The sequence below is a fragment of the Lewinella sp. LCG006 genome (assembly GCF_040784935.1).
GTDB lineage: Bacteria > Bacteroidota > Bacteroidia > Chitinophagales > Saprospiraceae > Lewinella.
This window is the reverse complement of the sequence record NZ_CP160680.1, coordinates 6,393,150-6,410,723: the sequence shown is the minus strand read 5'-3', so window position 1 is coordinate 6,410,723 and position 17,574 is coordinate 6,393,150. Positions and strand designations below refer to the sequence as shown.

At 44.3% G+C, this 17,574-nt stretch carries 16 protein-coding genes; 4 read left to right on the top strand and 12 right to left on the bottom strand.

Annotation, left to right across the window (positions count from 1 at the left end):
- Nucleotide 1: 1 nt before the first annotated feature.
- From AB0L18_RS23365 to AB0L18_RS23350, 4 genes are all read right to left on the bottom strand, one after another.
- Complete coding sequence (locus AB0L18_RS23365; RefSeq protein ID WP_367389741.1) at nucleotides 2-835, bottom strand: transposase zinc-binding domain-containing protein; 834 nt, start codon at nucleotides 833-835, stop codon at nucleotides 2-4.
- A complete protein-coding gene (locus AB0L18_RS23360; protein WP_367389740.1) occupies nucleotides 760-1,629 on the bottom strand; it encodes a tyrosine-type recombinase/integrase in 870 nt (289 codons plus the stop codon). Before AB0L18_RS23360 ends, AB0L18_RS23365 begins: the two co-directional genes overlap by 76 nt.
- 140 nt (nucleotides 1,630-1,769) lie before the next feature.
- Nucleotides 1,770-2,639 (bottom strand): IS3 family transposase, encoded by an 870-nt coding sequence (locus tag AB0L18_RS23355; protein WP_367389739.1) that lies wholly within the window; start codon nucleotides 2,637-2,639, stop codon nucleotides 1,770-1,772.
- Nucleotides 2,609-2,905, bottom strand: coding sequence for a transposase (locus AB0L18_RS23350; RefSeq protein ID WP_367389738.1), 297 nt, complete (start codon nucleotides 2,903-2,905; stop codon nucleotides 2,609-2,611). Before AB0L18_RS23350 ends, AB0L18_RS23355 begins: the two co-directional genes overlap by 31 nt.
- Nucleotides 2,906-3,237: 332 nt before the next feature.
- On the opposite strand from AB0L18_RS23350, the gene AB0L18_RS23345 reads away from it, so the two are divergent.
- Entirely contained in the window at nucleotides 3,238-4,065 is an 828-nt protein-coding gene (locus tag AB0L18_RS23345) for a tyrosine-type recombinase/integrase (RefSeq protein WP_367389737.1), read from the top strand.
- A complete protein-coding gene (locus AB0L18_RS23340) occupies nucleotides 4,049-5,263 on the top strand; it encodes an IS91 family transposase (protein WP_367389736.1) in 1,215 nt (404 codons plus the stop codon). Before AB0L18_RS23345 ends, AB0L18_RS23340 begins: the two co-directional genes overlap by 17 nt.
- A gap of 373 nt (nucleotides 5,264-5,636) precedes the next feature.
- On the opposite strand, the gene AB0L18_RS23335 is transcribed toward AB0L18_RS23340, so the two are convergent.
- The 5 genes from AB0L18_RS23335 to AB0L18_RS23315 form a co-directional block, all read right to left on the bottom strand.
- The gene (locus AB0L18_RS23335) at nucleotides 5,637-5,870 is read right to left on the bottom strand and encodes a hypothetical protein (protein ID WP_367389735.1); all 234 of its coding nucleotides are present in this window, start codon (nucleotides 5,868-5,870) and stop codon (nucleotides 5,637-5,639) included.
- A gap of 8 nt (nucleotides 5,871-5,878) precedes the next feature.
- A complete protein-coding gene (locus tag AB0L18_RS23330) occupies nucleotides 5,879-7,237 on the bottom strand; it encodes a hypothetical protein (RefSeq protein ID WP_367389734.1) in 1,359 nt (452 codons plus the stop codon).
- Between the two features lie 141 nt (nucleotides 7,238-7,378).
- The gene (locus tag AB0L18_RS23325) at nucleotides 7,379-8,722 is read right to left on the bottom strand and encodes an IS4 family transposase (RefSeq protein WP_367393181.1); all 1,344 of its coding nucleotides are present in this window, start codon (nucleotides 8,720-8,722) and stop codon (nucleotides 7,379-7,381) included.
- Between the two features lie 348 nt (nucleotides 8,723-9,070).
- Nucleotides 9,071-10,360: a transposase gene (locus AB0L18_RS23320; protein WP_367389733.1), complete on the bottom strand. Its 1,290-nt coding sequence runs from the start codon at nucleotides 10,358-10,360 to the stop codon at nucleotides 9,071-9,073.
- The gene (locus AB0L18_RS23315) at nucleotides 10,285-11,154 is read right to left on the bottom strand and encodes a tyrosine-type recombinase/integrase (protein WP_367389732.1); all 870 of its coding nucleotides are present in this window, start codon (nucleotides 11,152-11,154) and stop codon (nucleotides 10,285-10,287) included. The genes AB0L18_RS23320 and AB0L18_RS23315 overlap by 76 nt, the downstream gene beginning before the upstream one ends.
- 46 nt (nucleotides 11,155-11,200) lie before the next feature.
- Here AB0L18_RS23315 and AB0L18_RS23310 point away from each other — a divergent pair, with 46 nt between their 5' ends.
- Together AB0L18_RS23310 and ltrA are read left to right on the top strand one after the other, a co-directional pair.
- Complete coding sequence (locus tag AB0L18_RS23310; protein ID WP_367389731.1) at nucleotides 11,201-11,425, top strand: hypothetical protein; 225 nt, start codon at nucleotides 11,201-11,203, stop codon at nucleotides 11,423-11,425.
- Nucleotides 11,426-11,841: 416 nt separating this feature from the next.
- Complete coding sequence (ltrA, locus tag AB0L18_RS23305; protein WP_367389730.1) at nucleotides 11,842-13,137, top strand: group II intron reverse transcriptase/maturase; 1,296 nt, start codon at nucleotides 11,842-11,844, stop codon at nucleotides 13,135-13,137.
- Between the two features lie 103 nt (nucleotides 13,138-13,240).
- Here the strand turns inward: ltrA and AB0L18_RS23300 are convergent, their stop codons facing one another.
- The 3 genes from AB0L18_RS23300 to AB0L18_RS23290 all read right to left on the bottom strand — a co-directional run bounded on the left by AB0L18_RS23300 (nucleotide 13,241) and on the right by AB0L18_RS23290 (nucleotide 17,565).
- Nucleotides 13,241-14,443, bottom strand: a complete 1,203-nt coding sequence (locus tag AB0L18_RS23300; RefSeq protein WP_367389729.1) for a DUF2971 domain-containing protein — start codon at nucleotides 14,441-14,443, stop codon at nucleotides 13,241-13,243.
- 200 nt (nucleotides 14,444-14,643) lie between these two features.
- On the bottom strand, nucleotides 14,644-16,293 hold the full coding sequence (locus tag AB0L18_RS23295; protein WP_367389728.1) for a pentapeptide repeat-containing protein: 1,650 nt from the start codon (nucleotides 16,291-16,293) through the stop codon (nucleotides 14,644-14,646).
- A gap of 378 nt (nucleotides 16,294-16,671) precedes the next feature.
- Complete coding sequence (locus AB0L18_RS23290) at nucleotides 16,672-17,565, bottom strand: hypothetical protein (protein WP_367389727.1); 894 nt, start codon at nucleotides 17,563-17,565, stop codon at nucleotides 16,672-16,674.
- Between the last annotated feature and the right edge of the window lie 9 nt (nucleotides 17,566-17,574).

Sequence of the window (17,574 nt, the reverse complement as noted above, 5' to 3'; positions counted from 1 at the left end):
ATTAGCAGCTCGCTGGCAGGCAGGTGTAGCGCCCCAGGTATTCTTCGATCACTTTGGTGTCTGCCGTGGGGTGCTGATGGTTGACCACCCAAGACTTTTTGGTCAGTCCTTTGGTCACCATTTCGCAGTTTTCGTGGTAATTGATGACCCTCTTTTTTGCCTCCATTTCTTTTTCCAGTTGCTCCAGGAAAATGCTGCGATAACCACCTCGCAGCTTTCGAAAACGAGCCACTTTGCGCTTCCGCTTAGGCCACCGCCACTCACCGCTTTGCCGATCGTAGCCGCCAAAGGTCACCAGACAGTGCAGGTGGACGTGGTACTTTAGATCCGAACCCCATGTATGCAGCACCGCCGTCATGCCGGGCAGGCCGCCCACATTGCTTTCATCCGCGCAGACCTTACGGATCGTCTGCCAAGCGGACTGGAATAGAAGATTGAACATCGGGGCCGGATTCTTACGGATCAGACCGTTGAGTTCGTGCGGCACGGTAAAGGTTATATGAGCGTAAGGTACCGGTAGCATCCGCACACCTAGTCGATCCTGCCATTGCATTCGCTTGATGCCCTGACAAATAGGGCAATGGCTATGACCACAGGAAAAATAGTGGTAGTGTTTGCCACCGCAGTCTTTACATTCATAGCATTGTCCTCCCAGCGTCGGCGTCCGACAAGCCCGCACCGCACGGATCAGTTTGATGGTCCGCAGATCGGGACAGAAGGTGTCGATGTAAATCTCTCCCCAGTCCCGGAACAGCTGCCCTATGCTGTTTGGGGGTCGTAGCGAATGCTCATCTCCGCTAATGGATGCTTGACCCGTGGCTGATAAGACTGACATAAATGAATATAACGGGCCGTAGTTTTAAGATTTTTGTGGCCCAATTGTGCTTTTAAATATACCAAATTTGTTCCATTTTCCAGATGGTGGGTCGCATAACAGTGCCGCAGCACGTGTGGCGACACCGATCTGCCAATACCAGCATCCGTGCGAGCACATTCCAGCGCGTGCTGTGCCGAGCGGTTCGCCCAGCGGCTACCCTTGTATTTCCCATTGAACAGATAGCCCTCAGGACGGTAGGTTTTATAATAAGTTCGCAGCAGTTCCAACAAGCAATCCGGGATGACCACGTAACGATCTTTGGCACCTTTGCCCTTCATCACCCGCAACTGCATCCGATCGGAATCGATCCCCGTAAGTTTTAAATTTAAGGCTTCGCTTAAACGCAAACCCGTGGCGTAGATCAGCGTCATAAACACCTGGTGCTTAAACGTTCGCCCGTGCTCGATCAGTCGCTGCACTTCCTCTTGCGACAACACGCCCGGAAGGCTACGCTCTTTGCGTGGTCGTGGAATGTGGTTCACATCCCAGTCTTGTTTTAAAACATGGATGTAAAACTTCTGGATCGCCGAATAGTCCCCGTTGATGGTCTGCCACTTCAAGCCCTGTTCGTAGCGATAGAGCAAATATTGTCGCGCTTGCTCGGGAGTAAAATCTTCTCCATACTTCCGCGCTGCCCGCCAGTCCAAAAACTGACGAAAAGCACAACCATACGCCGACACCGTCGCTGGACTGTAGTTCTTCAAGATCAAATACGTACGTAATCCTTGCTGATAAGCTTCTTTCGTTTTCATCGCTTTTTGCTTTAATGAACGATGTGACGAAATTAGCGAAGAACAAATGACTAATCAATTGAAATACAAGAAATTAGGGGTGGAAAACAGGGGGGGGCAACGGCTCGGTGCCGCGCAGTGTCCGCCTTTGTAGGCTTCCCCTAAGCCGCTACCGGTTTATAGTAGAAATTCTGATGGTCGATTTCATGTTGTGCAGGCGGTATTCGCCCTAGGTTTTTATGTGGTCGTAATTCGTTGTAAATGTGAGACCATGCTTGGATCTCTTCGTTAAGTTGCTCCATAGATTGGAACCAGGTCAAATTTAAGCATTCTCGCCGGAGTGTTTTGTTGAGCCGCTCAATTAATCCGTTTTGCGATGGTTTGCCAGGTTGAATATAGCGTAGCTCGATACCATTTTTGTTGGCCCAAGCGATGAGGTGTTGGCTGATGAATTCAGGGCCATTATCACAACGGATGTATTCAGGTTTTCCCCGATAGACCACCGTTTGGTCGAGTACCTCAATAAGCTTTTTAGCCGATATGCTATGGTGAGCTTCCGTCCATAGCGCACGCCTGGAGCCTTCGTCCATGATGTTGATGATGCGAACTTGCTTACTGGTTGGTCCAAAGATCCAGTCGCTGACGAAGTCCATAGCCCACCCTTCATTTATGCCATCAGGACTAAGTAAGTCTTTGTACTCGCGGTAAATCCTTCGACGTTTAGGCGTAGGACGCAAATTTAAGCCCTCTTGACACCAGATTCGATACACACGCTTATGATTATCATTGATAAGACCATGATAGCGCAGATAATGAAAAATCATCCAAAAGCCCCAAGCGACGTGCTCTTCGGCGGTCACCCTGAGTACTTTTGCCAAAGCTTGGTCTACTTGATCAGGACGATATCCCGCTTTACGGGAGTGATACGTTGACCGTCTCATGCCCAGCACGCGGCAGCAGCGGCGAATGCTTTGCTGCTGCCCGAATCGAACTTCGTCGATCACTTTTTCTTGGCGTCCTGGGCTTGCCACTTTTTTAGTATTCCATAGCCTTGTTTGAGAATGTCGTGGTCGATACTCAGCTCGGCATACATCTTTTTGAGCCGACTCAGCTCGGCCTCTACTTCTTTGAGGCGACGTGCTTGCTCATCTTCATCGCTGGCTTTGTCCTTCTTCCATTTGTAAAAGGTCGCCGCACTAATCTGATGCTTACGACACAAATCACCAATCGAAGTTCCGGCATCATATTCGGCCAAAACTTCAAGGCGCTGTTTGTCTGTGAATATTCGCTTACCCATTTTCAAAAATTTAGTGGTGAAAGATATTATTATCTTTCTACTAAAATGTGGTAGCGCTGATTGGGAAGCCTACACCTTAACCAACGTCGCTACATGGTTTTAACGTGACCAATTTAGAGCTTTCAAACCGAAGAAACAAACGTCGTGGCGGCATTGACGCGGCAGCATTGTTGAACTAACCTGCTATCGCAGGAACCTTCCCTCGCTGCATCCTCACCAAGATAAAGCTTTTCCTTATCTTCTTGGTTTTCTATTAAATCTAAATATTATGTCTAAAAAAAACGAAGGCATTTCGGGCCAGTAGACCGGAACTTCAAGCTCAACTAGATCGTATGGCCGATCATCTTACGGTGGCAGGGCGAGCCGAGGCGACGATCGTCAACTATGTACGCGGACTGCGCGATTTACAAGCGCACTACGACCTGCCCGCTGATGAGCTTAGCCGCGATCAGCTTATTGCTTTTCTCGCCGGGCGCAAGGCCCACATCAGTTCTTCCACCCTCAATACCCTGATCTGTAGTCTCAAGTACTACTACCGCGAGGTATTGCGATGTCAAGAACTCATCGTCGATCTGCCTAATCCACGCTATTCGAAGCAACTCGGAGATTTACTTGATGCCGATGAGGTACGCACTTTACTTCGGGCCACTCGTAGTTTACGTCACCGCATCGTTATCGAACTGATCTTTTCTCTTGGCTTGCGAGTCGCCGAAGTCGGACGCTTACGCCTCGGAGACTTCGACCGCACCCAGCGTACACTGATCATCCGAACGTCTAAGGGGAACGTGACTCGCGTGTTGCCCTACGGCGAACGATTGAGAGGTACACTGATCGACTATTTCCGCCAGGAAGAACCTACTGATTACCTCATTCCTGGTCGAGAACGCAGCAAGTCTGATGGTATTTCCGTGCGCGGCGTGCAGTATATTCTCAGGATGACACTCCAACGTTCAGGCTTGAAAAAGCATGTCTGTCCTCACGCGCTGCGTCATTCCTTCGCGGTGCATTATCTCAACAACGGTGGCAACATCCTGCGTTTACAGCAACTCCTTGGCCATGCTCATCTCAGCAGTACCCTGATCTACTTGCGCTACACTACTTTCACCCTGCGGGACATTGACAGTCCGCTCGATTTCCTCTACCGTGAACCGCGTAATTAAACGGCCCGACTGGGAAGTGGCTCAGGTTGTTCAGCGTTTTGGCAGTACTTTTGCCACACAGCACAAGATGCCTGCTCGTCATTGGCAGACCTTGTGGGCTTTGCGTGATTGTCGCACTGCGGTATTGGGTGGACATATCGAGTACTGTGGAGAGTGCCGTAGCATTCAGCGCATCAGCTACAACTCCTGTCGCAACCGCCATTGCCCGAAGTGCGGTGGACTGGAACGCGAGCTGTGGATTCAAGCTCGGGAGGAGGAGCTGCTGCCCGTGCCTTATCAACACATCGTGTTCACTATCCCGCAAGAGCTGAACATTTGGTGCTGCTACAATGATGCCTTTTGTTACGATTTGCTCTTCAAAGCCGCTTGGCGGACGCTCAGGACTTTCGCAGCCGATCCGTGCTATCTGGGCGCACAGTTGGGAGCAACAATGGTACTACACACTTGGGGACAAAACCTTAGTCTGCATCCCCATGTGCACTGCATCGTTCCAGCCGGGGGACTTACCCCTAAACAGGTCTGGAAGAAGCCGCGCCGCAAAGCCGGTTTCCTCTTCCCCGTCAAAGCCATGAGTGAAGTTTTCAAGGCCATCTACCTCAAAGATTTTATGCGTGCCTGGAACGGCAACAAACTCAAGATTCCTCCTGATGCTCCTCTGACCAAAGCCGAGAAAAACGCTTGGCGAAGACAACGCTATGATCAAGCTTGGCTCGTATACGCCAAGGCTCCTTTTCGTACGCCCAAAACCGTAGTGGAATACTTGGGCCGCTACACCCATAAAGTCGCCATTAGTAATCAACGTATTACCCACATCAGCGACCAACACGTTCGTTTCCGCTACAAGGATTATCGCCAAAACGGGAAACAGAAAATCATGCAACTAAACGGCACGGAGTTCCTACGCCGATTCTGTTTGCATATTCTACCCCAAGGATTTCGGCGCATGAGACACTATGGCATACTTTCCAACGCTCGTAAAACCGAAGCCCTGGCGGCGGCTCGTGAAAACTTGGGAGTGGATTCTCCTGAAAAAAGCACGAAAGCCCAGCGTAAAGCCCAATTATTGGAGCAGTATTTTCCCGACTTACCCAAAACCTGCAACAGTTGCGGCTGCATCGACAGCATCCGACAACTCCGCTTCGCGCCCGGAGGTACCGCTCGCGCACCACCCTTGGTCATTGGTGAACTAGGAAAATAGACCTGTTTAGCAACGATCCCAACGACGTGAGCCACTGCTATGCCCATAATCATCGAAAATCAGCCTTTTTCTTGGTTATTCTACGCCAAAAGTAAATCAGCAGCGCCCCTGAAAATCTACTGGAACTTTAAAACCTCTCTTCCAAGTGTCGCCCAAGCCCGGGCAAGTACCATTGAATACCCATAAGAGCGTGCATATTGGCAGGTTCGTCCAACTGAGCCTCAACGCATGACCTCGCTATGCTCCGTCAGGCTTTGAGGCTTTTTTGTTCTGCGAATTAATCAATACAGATTTTTGCACTAAATAACACATTTCATGTAATACTCACCATTACTCTCAATGAGTCCATTCCTTCTTTTAGTCTCAAAAGAAGCTAATCGATAAATTTACTTTTAAACTTTTCGTCAATCTTTATAGCATAGCTTTGTTTTTGTTCAACTTCAATATCTATTTCGTGTGATTTGTTTTCACTTTGATGTTGAAGTGCATCATCGTATGCTTGGTCTATTGACTCTCTCCAATCACCTCTGTAGTCTCTTTTCATACAGATTGCACGATACTTAATTGTAAAAACAGCAGCGTCGCTTTTAACTTCATATTTTGCCATGATACTTTTTAATTAATTAGTGAATTAAATGCAATTGGAAATGTTAGCTTCAACCCTATACTGTTTCTTTCAATGAAAGAAATTTCTGATTGAAAATTATTCGACAAATCATAGAATTTGTAAAAAAGTTCTGCGTTAAACAAAGTAGCTAACTCATCTTTCTTAGGGATCGATAGAAGAATTCCAACTTCCAAGTCATATAATGGTTTACGCTTATCTGCAAATTCTACTTTGGGATTTAAATGTAATGCAAATCTATTTCCTAGACCAAAAAAAGAATAGATATTATAGTTAACTATCAAAGCATTTATATCTTCTTCGAATACGCCTGTTAATGCTGTAATCTCTTCTTGAATTGTTCTAATATCTCCACTCACACTTGTGTCTTGCCGCGAATCAACAATTGACAACTTAGTTAATTCATCTATATTGTTTCGAAGTTGATATTGTAAGTTTATCGTAGCATATATGCTTTGAAAATTTTCTTGAGCTAACTTTGCGGTTGACAATTGAATATTAAATCCATGACTAGTAGCATTTCTCTTTGCGACTTGATCACTAAAGTTCTGAGATGGGTCATAAAATTTGAAAGCATCATTATTTGCTTCATACCCAAAAGAAAACCATCTAACATTAAAACCGGTGATAGGAAACAAGTTACTATCTAATGTGTCTAGTTTCCTGGCTAGTTGATTACCAATTCTCAAGAATTCTCTTTTCTTCCAGAGCGGCGAAGCCATTTCAGCAGCTTTCTCACGATAATGTTGAGTCTTATACTTTCGGATTTCAAGCTCAAGTTTAAGACTATCCCTCTTGTCAGAATCATTATTCTCTTCTAAAAGAGATACTATAGTCTTTATTTCACTATCGAGTAATTCTATTTTATTGTTTAAAATAATTAAATCTTTGTTATACACTAAGTTTAATGAATCTAAGTAATGTTCACTTAATAGTTTTTCCCTGGCAATATGATATTTCCTTCTGTCTACTTCTCTATATCGTATCACATTAGAAAAGCTTGAAGTATCTAAAAAATGTAATTGAGCACCAACTCCAACGTTGCTATTTAATGAAGAATTTTTTATAGCATTAAACACACCATTACTAATGCCGCCATTAGCTGATATATTCAAATATTTTCCAGGGCTTATTCTAAATGTCGGCGAATACTCTATTTTACTATCACTTAAGTCAACCCCCACAAAGCTTCCTAAAGAATTGGTAGCATTACCCGTTATTAATTTTGAAAACACTGAATTAATTAATTGTTCTACTTCGGCGTCACCTAACTCTTGAGCTTTTATTTCCAGTACATTTATTAAGAATATAAATAAGAAAAGAAAGGCAATTACTATTTGCTTATTCATACTAGATAGGATTTAAGGTGTTTTCGATCAATGATACAAAGATAATTACATTTATAATAATTTATTAAAAATTTCGCAGAACTCAAAGGCCTGTCTGCGCCCACTCCCCACACCAAACTCCTCACCTGACCATCTCCAGCGCTACCGTATATACACATCTCCTTCAAATTCCGAATGTAGGTTTAGCATGTCCATTGCCTGCACAAATTCGTTGAGCCGTCGTAGGCCGTTCCACATCGTTATTGGCCCAGCAGGGCGTTGAGAAGCGTAGCCTGACCATCCTCCGAGCCTAGCAACGACCCATGCTGCGAAGGATAATGAATTAGGCGGATAAGGATTTTTCAATTTCTCGGTATTACCTTCTAGTTGAGGATTGATTCGCTCAATGACTTTGATTACTTTGGGCTCAAACCCAGCCTCAATACCTAAGTCTTGAGGTTCATCGCGAGCTTGAACTAGCTGCATCACTCTTATAGAACTGATCAGCGCCAGTGCCGTAAGGTTCTTGAGTGCAGCTGCATTTGATACTTGTGCCGATTGAACGTCCATTCCTTTCTTTTTCAATGTCCGAAAGACTTGCTCGATCACCCAGCGCTGTACATAATAGCCGATTATACGTAAAGCGTCATCCATACTCTGGATGCTGTGCGAAGTGAGTAATCGCCAATAGATAGGCTTTTCCTTACCTACCACGCTAGCTGGCTTTTCACGTACTTCAATAACCGTTACTTTTTGTCGATCTACGAGGTGTTTTGTCCCCGTACCAGAACGTGGACGCGCTAAATCAATTGTAACCCATTTAACTTCTAACTCCGCTGTATGAGCCGTACGCTTATCGGTCGCTGGCAAGGCCATTGAATATTGTCCTTGTAGAGGTTGAGCATCCAGCGCCTGTTGTAGTTTATTGTGATCAACCTCCTTTAGCTTGCGGTTTTGAGAACTACGAATAACAAAGTCTACCCCCAGTGCTGTAAGTAAGACCAATAGCTCATAGATATCAGCTTCTCGGTCTGCTACTACTGTTTGACTCTTGGCTCCCTGATTGTAGCTTACCGCCTTTTCTATTTCTTCGTACCAGCGATAAGACTCTTTTTCTTCTAGCTTTTCTCTATTACGATCTCGTCTCCGCTGAGCTTTATCAACAGCGTACTTTTTACGATCATATAATTGAGCAGAGGCTAAGCCTAAGCAATGATGGGTATGAGCATCCATGCTGATTACCGGATGCAAAAAAAAGCCTTGGCCCCGGCCATCGCCGATCTCCGATAAGCCTTTGGCTTTACTATTGATACCGAACCCAACGGTAGAGGTATCACAAATCATTAATACATCCCGCCCTTTACTCTGGGCGGCAGTGCGTTCACAGGCTGATTGTATCATAAGCGATGGTGTGACAGATGGATTATTAACAAACCGGCCAAAAGCAACCTCCTCGCTGCGATTCTTTGCACACTGACGCAAAATCACGCTCTGCCTCGATGACATAGCCACTAACAGCCCAACATAGCGAACATCTAGTCGCTTGTCAAGAAATAACCCCATTTGCTCACTTTTTTGACATGTATTCTTTAATATGCAAAATTAAGAGAAGATGTGTATATACGGTAGTCTCCAGCGCAGACAGGTCAGTTGAACGTTTACCACCCCTGATCGAGGTTTTCGATAATATCTATAGTGGAAAAGCGCATTCTGCCCGTTTTACTTACCGACTAATTTAAGCTTTTTCCGGTACTTCTGCGCCGCTTTTTGGAGCTCCGATAGCTCATTTCTCGCCGGTCATCGCTGGCAGAGCATTTTTGCTTACTTCTAGGTATCGCTTCCTCAGGCCGGATGCTATATTTCGTCTAGCTCCGGTTCGCTAAAATCCGGTTCCACAAGCATAGGGCGCAGAGGCGGTGCACGACTTCCTAACCAAAGAGCGCTGTAGTCACGGTTCGGCAAAATTTCTACCTTCTCCAACTGATCGCTCTCACAGTAAGGGCAACGATAGGGCTCTTCCTCAAGCATCGCTCGCAGGATTTCGATGATGGTCCGCACGGTGGCCCCTTCTCGTTTGACTTTATCCGGGAGTTGTGGGGCGAGGCTGGCGTAGGTGTTCGCTGCGTGGAGCCCGTAGTGCCGTGAGCGATGGAGTCGGTGAGGCAGCAGGTGCTGTAAGATCTGCCCCATCGCTTCGATGGGATGAAGGTGGCGATCTGCTTTAGGAGCAGGCTGGCCAGCGACTTGCCTGGCGTAATCGTTGTACGCTATACTGACGTTTTTGCCGTCCTTTTCGTAGCTGAGTCGCTTGTTGGTAATACCGATGCGACAAATGTAGCGCCCCAGGTATTCTTCGATCACTTTGGTGTCTGCCGTGGGGTGCTGATGGTTGACCACCCAAGACTTTTTGGTCAGTCCTTTGGTCACCATTTCGTAGCTTTCGTGGTAATTGATGACCCTCTTTTTTGCCTCCATTTCTTTTTCCAGTTGCTCCAGGAAAATGCTGCGATAACCACCTCGCAGCTTTCGAAAACGAGCCACTTTGCGCTTCCGCTTAGGCCACCGCCACTCACCGCTTTGCCGATCGTAGCCGCCAAAGGTCACCAGACAGTGCAGGTGGACGTGGTACTTTAGATCCGAACCCCATGTATGCAGCACCGCCGTCATGCCGGGCAGGCCGCCCACATTGCTTTCATCCGCGCAGACCTTACGGATCGTCTGCCAAGCGGACTGGAATAGAAGATTGAACATCGGGGCCGGATTCTTACGGATCAGACCGTTGAGTTCGTGCGGCACGGTAAAGGTTATATGAGCGTAAGGTACCGGTAGCATCCGCACACCTAGTCGATCCTGCCATTGCATTCGCTTGATGCCCTGACAAATAGGGCAATGGCTATGACCACAGGAAAAATAGTGGTAGTGTTTGCCACCGCAGTCTTTACATTCATAGCATTGTCCTCCCAGCGTCGGCGTCCGACAAGCCCGCACCGCACGGATCAGTTTGATGGTCCGCAGATCGGGACAGAAGGTGTCGATGTAAATCTCTCCCCAGTCCCGGAACAGCTGCCCTATGCTGTTTGGGGGTCGTAGCGAATGCTCATCTCCGCTAATGGATGCTTGACCCGTGGCTGATAAGACTGACATAAATGAATATAACGGGCCGTAGTTTTAAGATTTTTGTGGCCCAATTGTGCTTTTAAATATACCAAATTTGTTCCATTTTCCAGATGGTGGGTCGCATAACAGTGCCGCAGCACGTGTGGCGACACCGATCTGCCAATACCAGCATCCGTGCGAGCACATTCCAGCGCGTGCTGTGCCGAGCGGTTCGCCCAGCGGCTACCCTTGTATTTCCCATTGAACAGATAGCCCTCAGGACGGTAGGTTTTATAATAAGTTCGCAGCAGTTCCAACAAGCAATCCGGGATGACCACGTAACGATCTTTGGCACCTTTGCCCTTCATCACCCGCAACTGCATCCGATCGGAATCGATCCCCGTAAGTTTTAAATTTAAGGCTTCGCTTAAACGCAAACCCGTGGCGTAGATCAGCGTCATAAACACCTGGTGCTTAAACGTTCGCCCGTGCTCGATCAGTCGCTGCACTTCCTCTTGCGACAACACGCCCGGAAGGCTACGCTCTTTGCGTGGTCGTGGAATGTGGTTCACATCCCAGTCTTGTTTTAAAACATGGATGTAAAACTTCTGGATCGCCGAATAGTCCCCGTTGATGGTCTGCCACTTCAGGCCCTGCTCGTAGCGATAGAGCAAATATTGGCGTGCTTGCTCTGGTGTAAAATCCGCTCCATACTTGCGCTCTATCCGCCAGTCCAAAAACTGTCGAAATGCACAACCATACGCCGAGACCGTCGCCGGGCTGTAATTCTTCAAGATCAAATACGTACGTAATCCTTGCTGATAAGCTTCTTTCGTTTTCATCGCTTTTTGCTTTAGTGAACGATGTGACGAAATTAGCGAAGAACAAATGACTAATCAATTGAAATACAAGAAATTAGGAGTAGAAAACAGGGTGGTTTTGTTCAACTCTGGCTTGTGCGCCGTGCGAGGAACGAGCATGGTCGCACAAGCTTTGTGTGTGCCTGGAATGCACATCCATCGCTATAAAGATAGCGATTTCTCTTGGTGGTGCAATTCCACCGGCGGCGAGTTGGTGAAGCCGTCAAGTAAGCCACAAGGGCGTCAGGGGTGACCCGGGGTCTGAAGTAAGTGGGACTACGAAAACTGGTACGGACGAACAGGAACTGCATAAGAGGCTATGCGTGGAGGTCGAGGCAGCACATCATGTCAAAGGCCGTAACCAATAATCCATGTGTAGTAGATGCAGCCGGGATCAGTGGAAGGAGGATGTGCTTACCCAGGGAGGTCTCCATAGCCATTGATTGGTGTAGTGGAGAAGTCAGCAGAAGGCATAGTAGAGAGGTAAACCGGGATTATACGGAATAAAGCCATGTTGTGAGTAACCGTCCCCGAGAGACTAAACTTGAAGGCCTGAACGTGAACCGCCAAACCACCCAGTGGGTGCGTCTGAGGCTACTATCGTCGACCATTAATGGGGCGTAGCTACAGCGTAGTCAAGGGGCCGGGGAGGCAAGAATATTTATTCGTATGCAAAATCTACTAGACCGGATACTGAGTAGGGATAACCTGCGCACCGCCTACGACCGAGTCGTGGGTAACCGGGGTAGTAGTGGCGTAGACAGTATTGGCGTGGAGGAGCTTAAAGCTCACTTGCGCCTACACTGGCCTCGTCTGGAAACGGAACTCCGCGCAGGAACGTATCGCCCTCAAGCGGTGCGTGGCGTGGAAATCCCTAAGCCGAACGGTGGTACCCGTTTACTGGGTATCCCCACGACGACGGATCGTTTTCTCCAGCAAGCCATCCATCACGTTTTGGCACCGATCTTCGATCGCGACTTTTCGCCCTTCAGCTATGGTTTTCGGCCCGGCCGCAATGCCCATCAGGCACTGCGCCAGGCAAAGGCTTACATTAATGAAGGCTACCAGGACATCATTGACCTGGACTTGAAAAGTTTCTTCGATGAGGTAAACCACGACCTGTTGCTCAACTTGCTGGGCCGCAAGGTGAAGGACCCGATATTACTGGGACTGATTCATCGCTTCCTCAAAGCGGGTTTGCTATTGGGAGGTTTGGTGTCAACAAGAGATAAAGGCACGCCGCAGGGCGGGCCACTTAGCCCTTTGTTGTCCAATATCCTGCTAGATGAACTCGACCGGGAACTGATCCGGCGCGGGCACCGATTCGTGCGCTATGCTGACGATTGCAGTATTTTTCTGAAATCGCCACGAGCAGCACGGCGAGTGCTCCACTCGATCACCCGTTTTATTGAGGGGTCGCTCCGATTGCGTGTCAACGGGGAGAAAACGACGATTTGCCGTCCCGTTCACTTCGAACTACTTGGGTACGCGTTCGTATCCACTTATAAGAAGGGAGAACGGGGAAAGTACGACCTGCGAGTAGCCCGAAAATCCTGGCAACGGCTCAAGATGAAAATCAAAGCCATTACTCGTAAGACGACTCCGGCGAGTCTGGAAGAACGCATTGAGCGTCTCAACTCCCTAATGTATGGCTGGGTGGGATATTTTCAAATGGGCAAAATCTGGGGCAAATTGCGCGAACTTGATGCCTGGGTCAGGAATCGACTGCGCTATTGCATTTGGAAGGCCTGGAAGAAGCCCAACCGCCGAATGCGCGCATTCCGGCAGCTTGGTGTAGAATCAGGAATCGCCTACTCCTGGTCACGCTCCCGAATGGGAGGCTGGGCTATCGCCCAATCGCCCATCATGCGTACCACGGTAACGGTGGAACGCCTTGCTAAGCGGGGTTACCAATCCTTTACCAAGTATTACGAACAAATTTTCCATGATTCACGAACCGCTTAGTTCAGCCTGTCCCGCACTTTCTGCGGGAAGGTCCGTACGCTAAGTGGTGTGAGAGGGATAAGAAAGGTCATCTGGCCTTTCTTACCCTACTCGATTCGCTGCATTACTTATTCTCTATTAAGACCTTCTCCAGAATACCAGCCTGCCCAATCACTGAATCATAAAGATTAGCATTTGGGTATTTTTTCCGCACAATACCAATTACTTCTTGGCGATCTTCAGCAGACATATTTACCCCGAGAATAACCTCTTTCAGAGCTTCTGGATTGAACATGACAGCCCTTTCTGAAGGATCTAACTTTGAAATCCGGTATTCTTTTTCATATTCAAAATCGTTCCTTAAGCTAAATACATTGTTGTGGAAAGCCTTTATTCTATCCTTTGAAGTGAGCATGAGAGGTATGATCACAGGTGCGTCACCAAGTTCATAATACTTTACGGGGCCACCCTGCCCAAAAACTTTGTTTTCCTCAAACATTTTCTTTGCGTCAAATCCAGCAGAAAAACCTGTAGAACCTCCTCCAAAATATCTCCAGATTTCTGGATCATTCCCTGATGGCGTTAAAGAGAGTACACCTAGTCTTTGATCAAGAAGCTTTCGGTATTCTGCTTCTACTTGCTTCCTGTGATTTGGATTATTATATGGTGTAGTTCGTAGCTGATGATCTACAAGTTTTCCTAGTTTCTTTCTTGATATGCCAGGATACATCCGTCGGAGATCACTAGTGATGAACTTACGTCTTAGTGTAGGAGTAACTAAATCATGTCTCAGAGGTAAATTACATTCATGGAGATCACCGAAGCTAGACGGAGGTGCAAAATAAAATTCATTTTCTGTTAGGATCCTTCGATTAAATTCATCATCCCATCTTCTATACTTGTACACTACCTCTGGTAATTCAATATCCTTAAATTTCACCCCAGTTATACTACCTGATTCCGAGATTCCAAGATAATCACTACTTGAGGAATCTAGTAGAAGTGGAACTAGTGGTAAATCCATATTGAAAACAATACTATTCTGCGCTCCTTCAGGTTGAAAATTGATTTTTTCTTGTAATGTGAGTTTTTTAATCACCACTCGATTTACTAAAAAATCTAACTGCAATAAATGAGAAAAAATAAACCCAATATCATCCTCCCCATCAGAATAAAAAAGCAACGAAATGACATCGGCAGACTCTCCCTCAAAATATGTAAATTCAATACTTCTCCCTTCGAAAAAACCTGTCAAATATGAAATAACATCTTCATTCGAAAAATACCACTTCTTGATGAAGAAAAGTTTATAAGCCTTATTCATCATATTGATTCTTTTTTACAGTTATGAGATAAGCTATATTATTCCTTTTAGTGTGATTTATGTTAATAATTTAGAATCTATTTATTGCAGCGAACTCTGGCTTGAGCACAGGCCGAGGCACGAGGCTTGTCGCACAAGCTTTGTTCTGCGAATTTCCATTTGTTTTATTCATATAAATCTTTCAATCCATGCAAAAGGTTAATTTACTTTTTGACAAGCCTGTAATATTCAAAATTTCTAAAAGTTCCCACAATATCTAAGTTAATAGTATAATTACTTCTAATGTAATTTTCATTCTCTTCACTAAAGCCATTGCAAAAATCCGAAATACTTTTGCTTGAGATTTCTAAACCATTAAGATTTGCACCAATAATCGAAATTTTTTTATTGAATAGGTTTACAAAGCAAGCACCATTGTAACCTCTTAATTCTGTTTCTTCTCTTAACGTTCCAATTTGTACCAAGTTGCCATTTTCAAAATCGCGTCTATAAGTATTCAACATTTCACTATCCTCGAGAGGTTTGACAAAACCAAGATCACAATCATTAAAAATTGATCCACTCAAATTAGCCCCAAAAAAGTTTGCGCCCTTTAAACTTGCACCTTTAAAGTCTGAACTAATTAAAGAAGAATTTCCGAAATTGGCATTAACTAAATAACTTTCAGATAAATTTAATTTTTCAAATCTTCGATTTGATAAATCAAGATATGGTAGAAATGAATGTGCAAAATTCGCTTTACTAAATATTTCTTCTAAAACTTCATCCTGGTAGTTTTTGCCGAGTAAGTAGATAAATAATGCGGATCTTTGAGGACTGTAAAAACCTTCGATATCTTCATACACTTTATAGGGAGAAAATAAGTATGAAGTTGCAATAATAGTAGAAATAGTTCCTTCGCTGAGTTTAAGTTCTCCTCTACTGAATGGAAATATTCTTTCTTCTTCTTCTATCTTTAAAACTAAATTTTGGTAAATATCTTCTTGAGTACTATGAATCTGAGAAACCTTTGCTAATTTGTCAAATTCGTTCTGTGTTGCATCTTGTCTTAATTGTTCGCCTATTAATGAATCTTGTACTTTAATAAGTTCATTTTGAGCCAAGAAATATTCGTTTTGTTTTTGAAGAAGCTCTAATTCAAAAGAAACTAGGCTATTTTGGTTTGTAAAAAGTGAGTCTTGTCTCCTAAGTAGTTGTATTTCTGTGTATGACTGAATAATTTGTTCACCAAATAATTTGTTTTGACTCTCTATTTGTCCAATTTGGATTCTTGACAAGTCGGTCTGCTCAGAAATAAACTTATTTTGCACGGAAGACAAAGCTATTTCTTCATTAAGCATAGAGTTTTGATTTTCAAATAGTAAATTTTGATTTTCAAATTTTTGATTCTGTTCTTCTATTAACTCACTTTGATATCTAAGGAATAGAGTTTGTTCACCGAGTAGTTCATTTTGTTTAAAAAGCAAAATACTTCCAAGTAACCCTCCTAACACTAAAAAAGCTGAAATAATCAATCCTAAAGACATATATACAGCTCTTCCTCTAAGAAAACCTTTAATTAAATCACCAATTATTTTAGTTTGATCATCATTTAATGTGGGAGAGATATCTCTCAACACCTTATGGAAATCTACGTCATTATTCAAAGTCGTATTTCCTTTGAATGATACCTTAACTTTATCTTCTAATACTAGAAAGATAATAACTGCTAAACTTATTATTAGAGTTAAAGAAACTAACAGCCCAATAATGAAAGGTGGACCTTGTTCGCTTATTGTAGTCCTAAAATAGAATACACTGCCTGCAATAAAAAGCCCTATTACTATTCCAAACGCTAAGTTCCTAGTACCCATTCCTTTGTTGATTTACTGGCTCTAAAAATACTTATTCCAAAAATCATTAGGTCGTTAAAAAAAATCAAACTTTAAACCTCTATCTAGACTTCTCCAAAACTATAGTAAACACGCATGAATCAATAACATTAAAAACATTGGTGGTGTTACTCTAAGTGTTGATGAAAATCCATAGCCCTTAATCTCTCTCTGCTCGAAATAATTGATCACCACTTACAGTAACACTACCTACATATTTTCTTATATCACCCTTATTTATCATGTTCACTAATTAGTCCTATATTTCGCAGAACTCCTAGGCTACCCGCCAGTAGCCGCAGCTTTGCGGAGGCTATTGTCGGGTAGCCAAAGTTAGTGCCAGTTATAAGTTCATTTAATCTATTCTTCACTACATCTCCAAACTGATGATGCAAAATTATCTGCGCCTACTTCTCCTGAATCTAAATATGGATATGAAACAAAATTCATTTTATCATACATATGCCACTCTAAGTGTCCAAATTCATGAAGTACTATATACTCAACGGCTTCTGTCATGTCTTCAGCCCATCTATTTTCACCTTCCATATAAAACCCATAACCATCAAAAACTAAAGGATAAATTGTTATAACAATACCAATTCTTGTATGGCTCTGACCCTTATGAACATCACTTTCCGCATAACAATCTACTGTATATTTATGGCGATGGCTATTTGGGATATAAAAAGCATCTTCATCTCCTGGATCAACCGTACTAGATAGTACATCGTCACTGAATAGACCTCCACTGTAACTACCACAATCGTATATTTTTCCTGATTCAGGGTAATCAATCTGATTAAGAGTCAAGTTAATTTTTCCAGCTACATTCTCCTCTCGATGAATCTGATCATATTTGAATACCACATTAATATATGCCTCGCCTTTTGCTCGTTCATCATTCCAATAATTAGCATTAGCTCTTAATCTTAATGAAAATCCTTGTCTATAAGGCTCACTCCATTCAAAACGGTTTAAGCCTACATCGTTGCCACAACGTTCAATATATTTACCGTGGAGAAATATATTATGAACCGCTTCATTAATTATTTGTATACGCCCACTTCTGGTGGAAGCTCTTGAATCCCTCCTAAGATACGAGGTAATATCAGATGAAGGTTCTGGCAAACAATTATATTCTCTTTCTGTATTTAGACTGTATTCAGCAACTGTTCTCTGAGCGTTCAATTGAATTGTTAGAAAAAAAATAATTATCATCAAAAAACTAAGACAAATTTCAGAATTTTTCATAATTGTTTG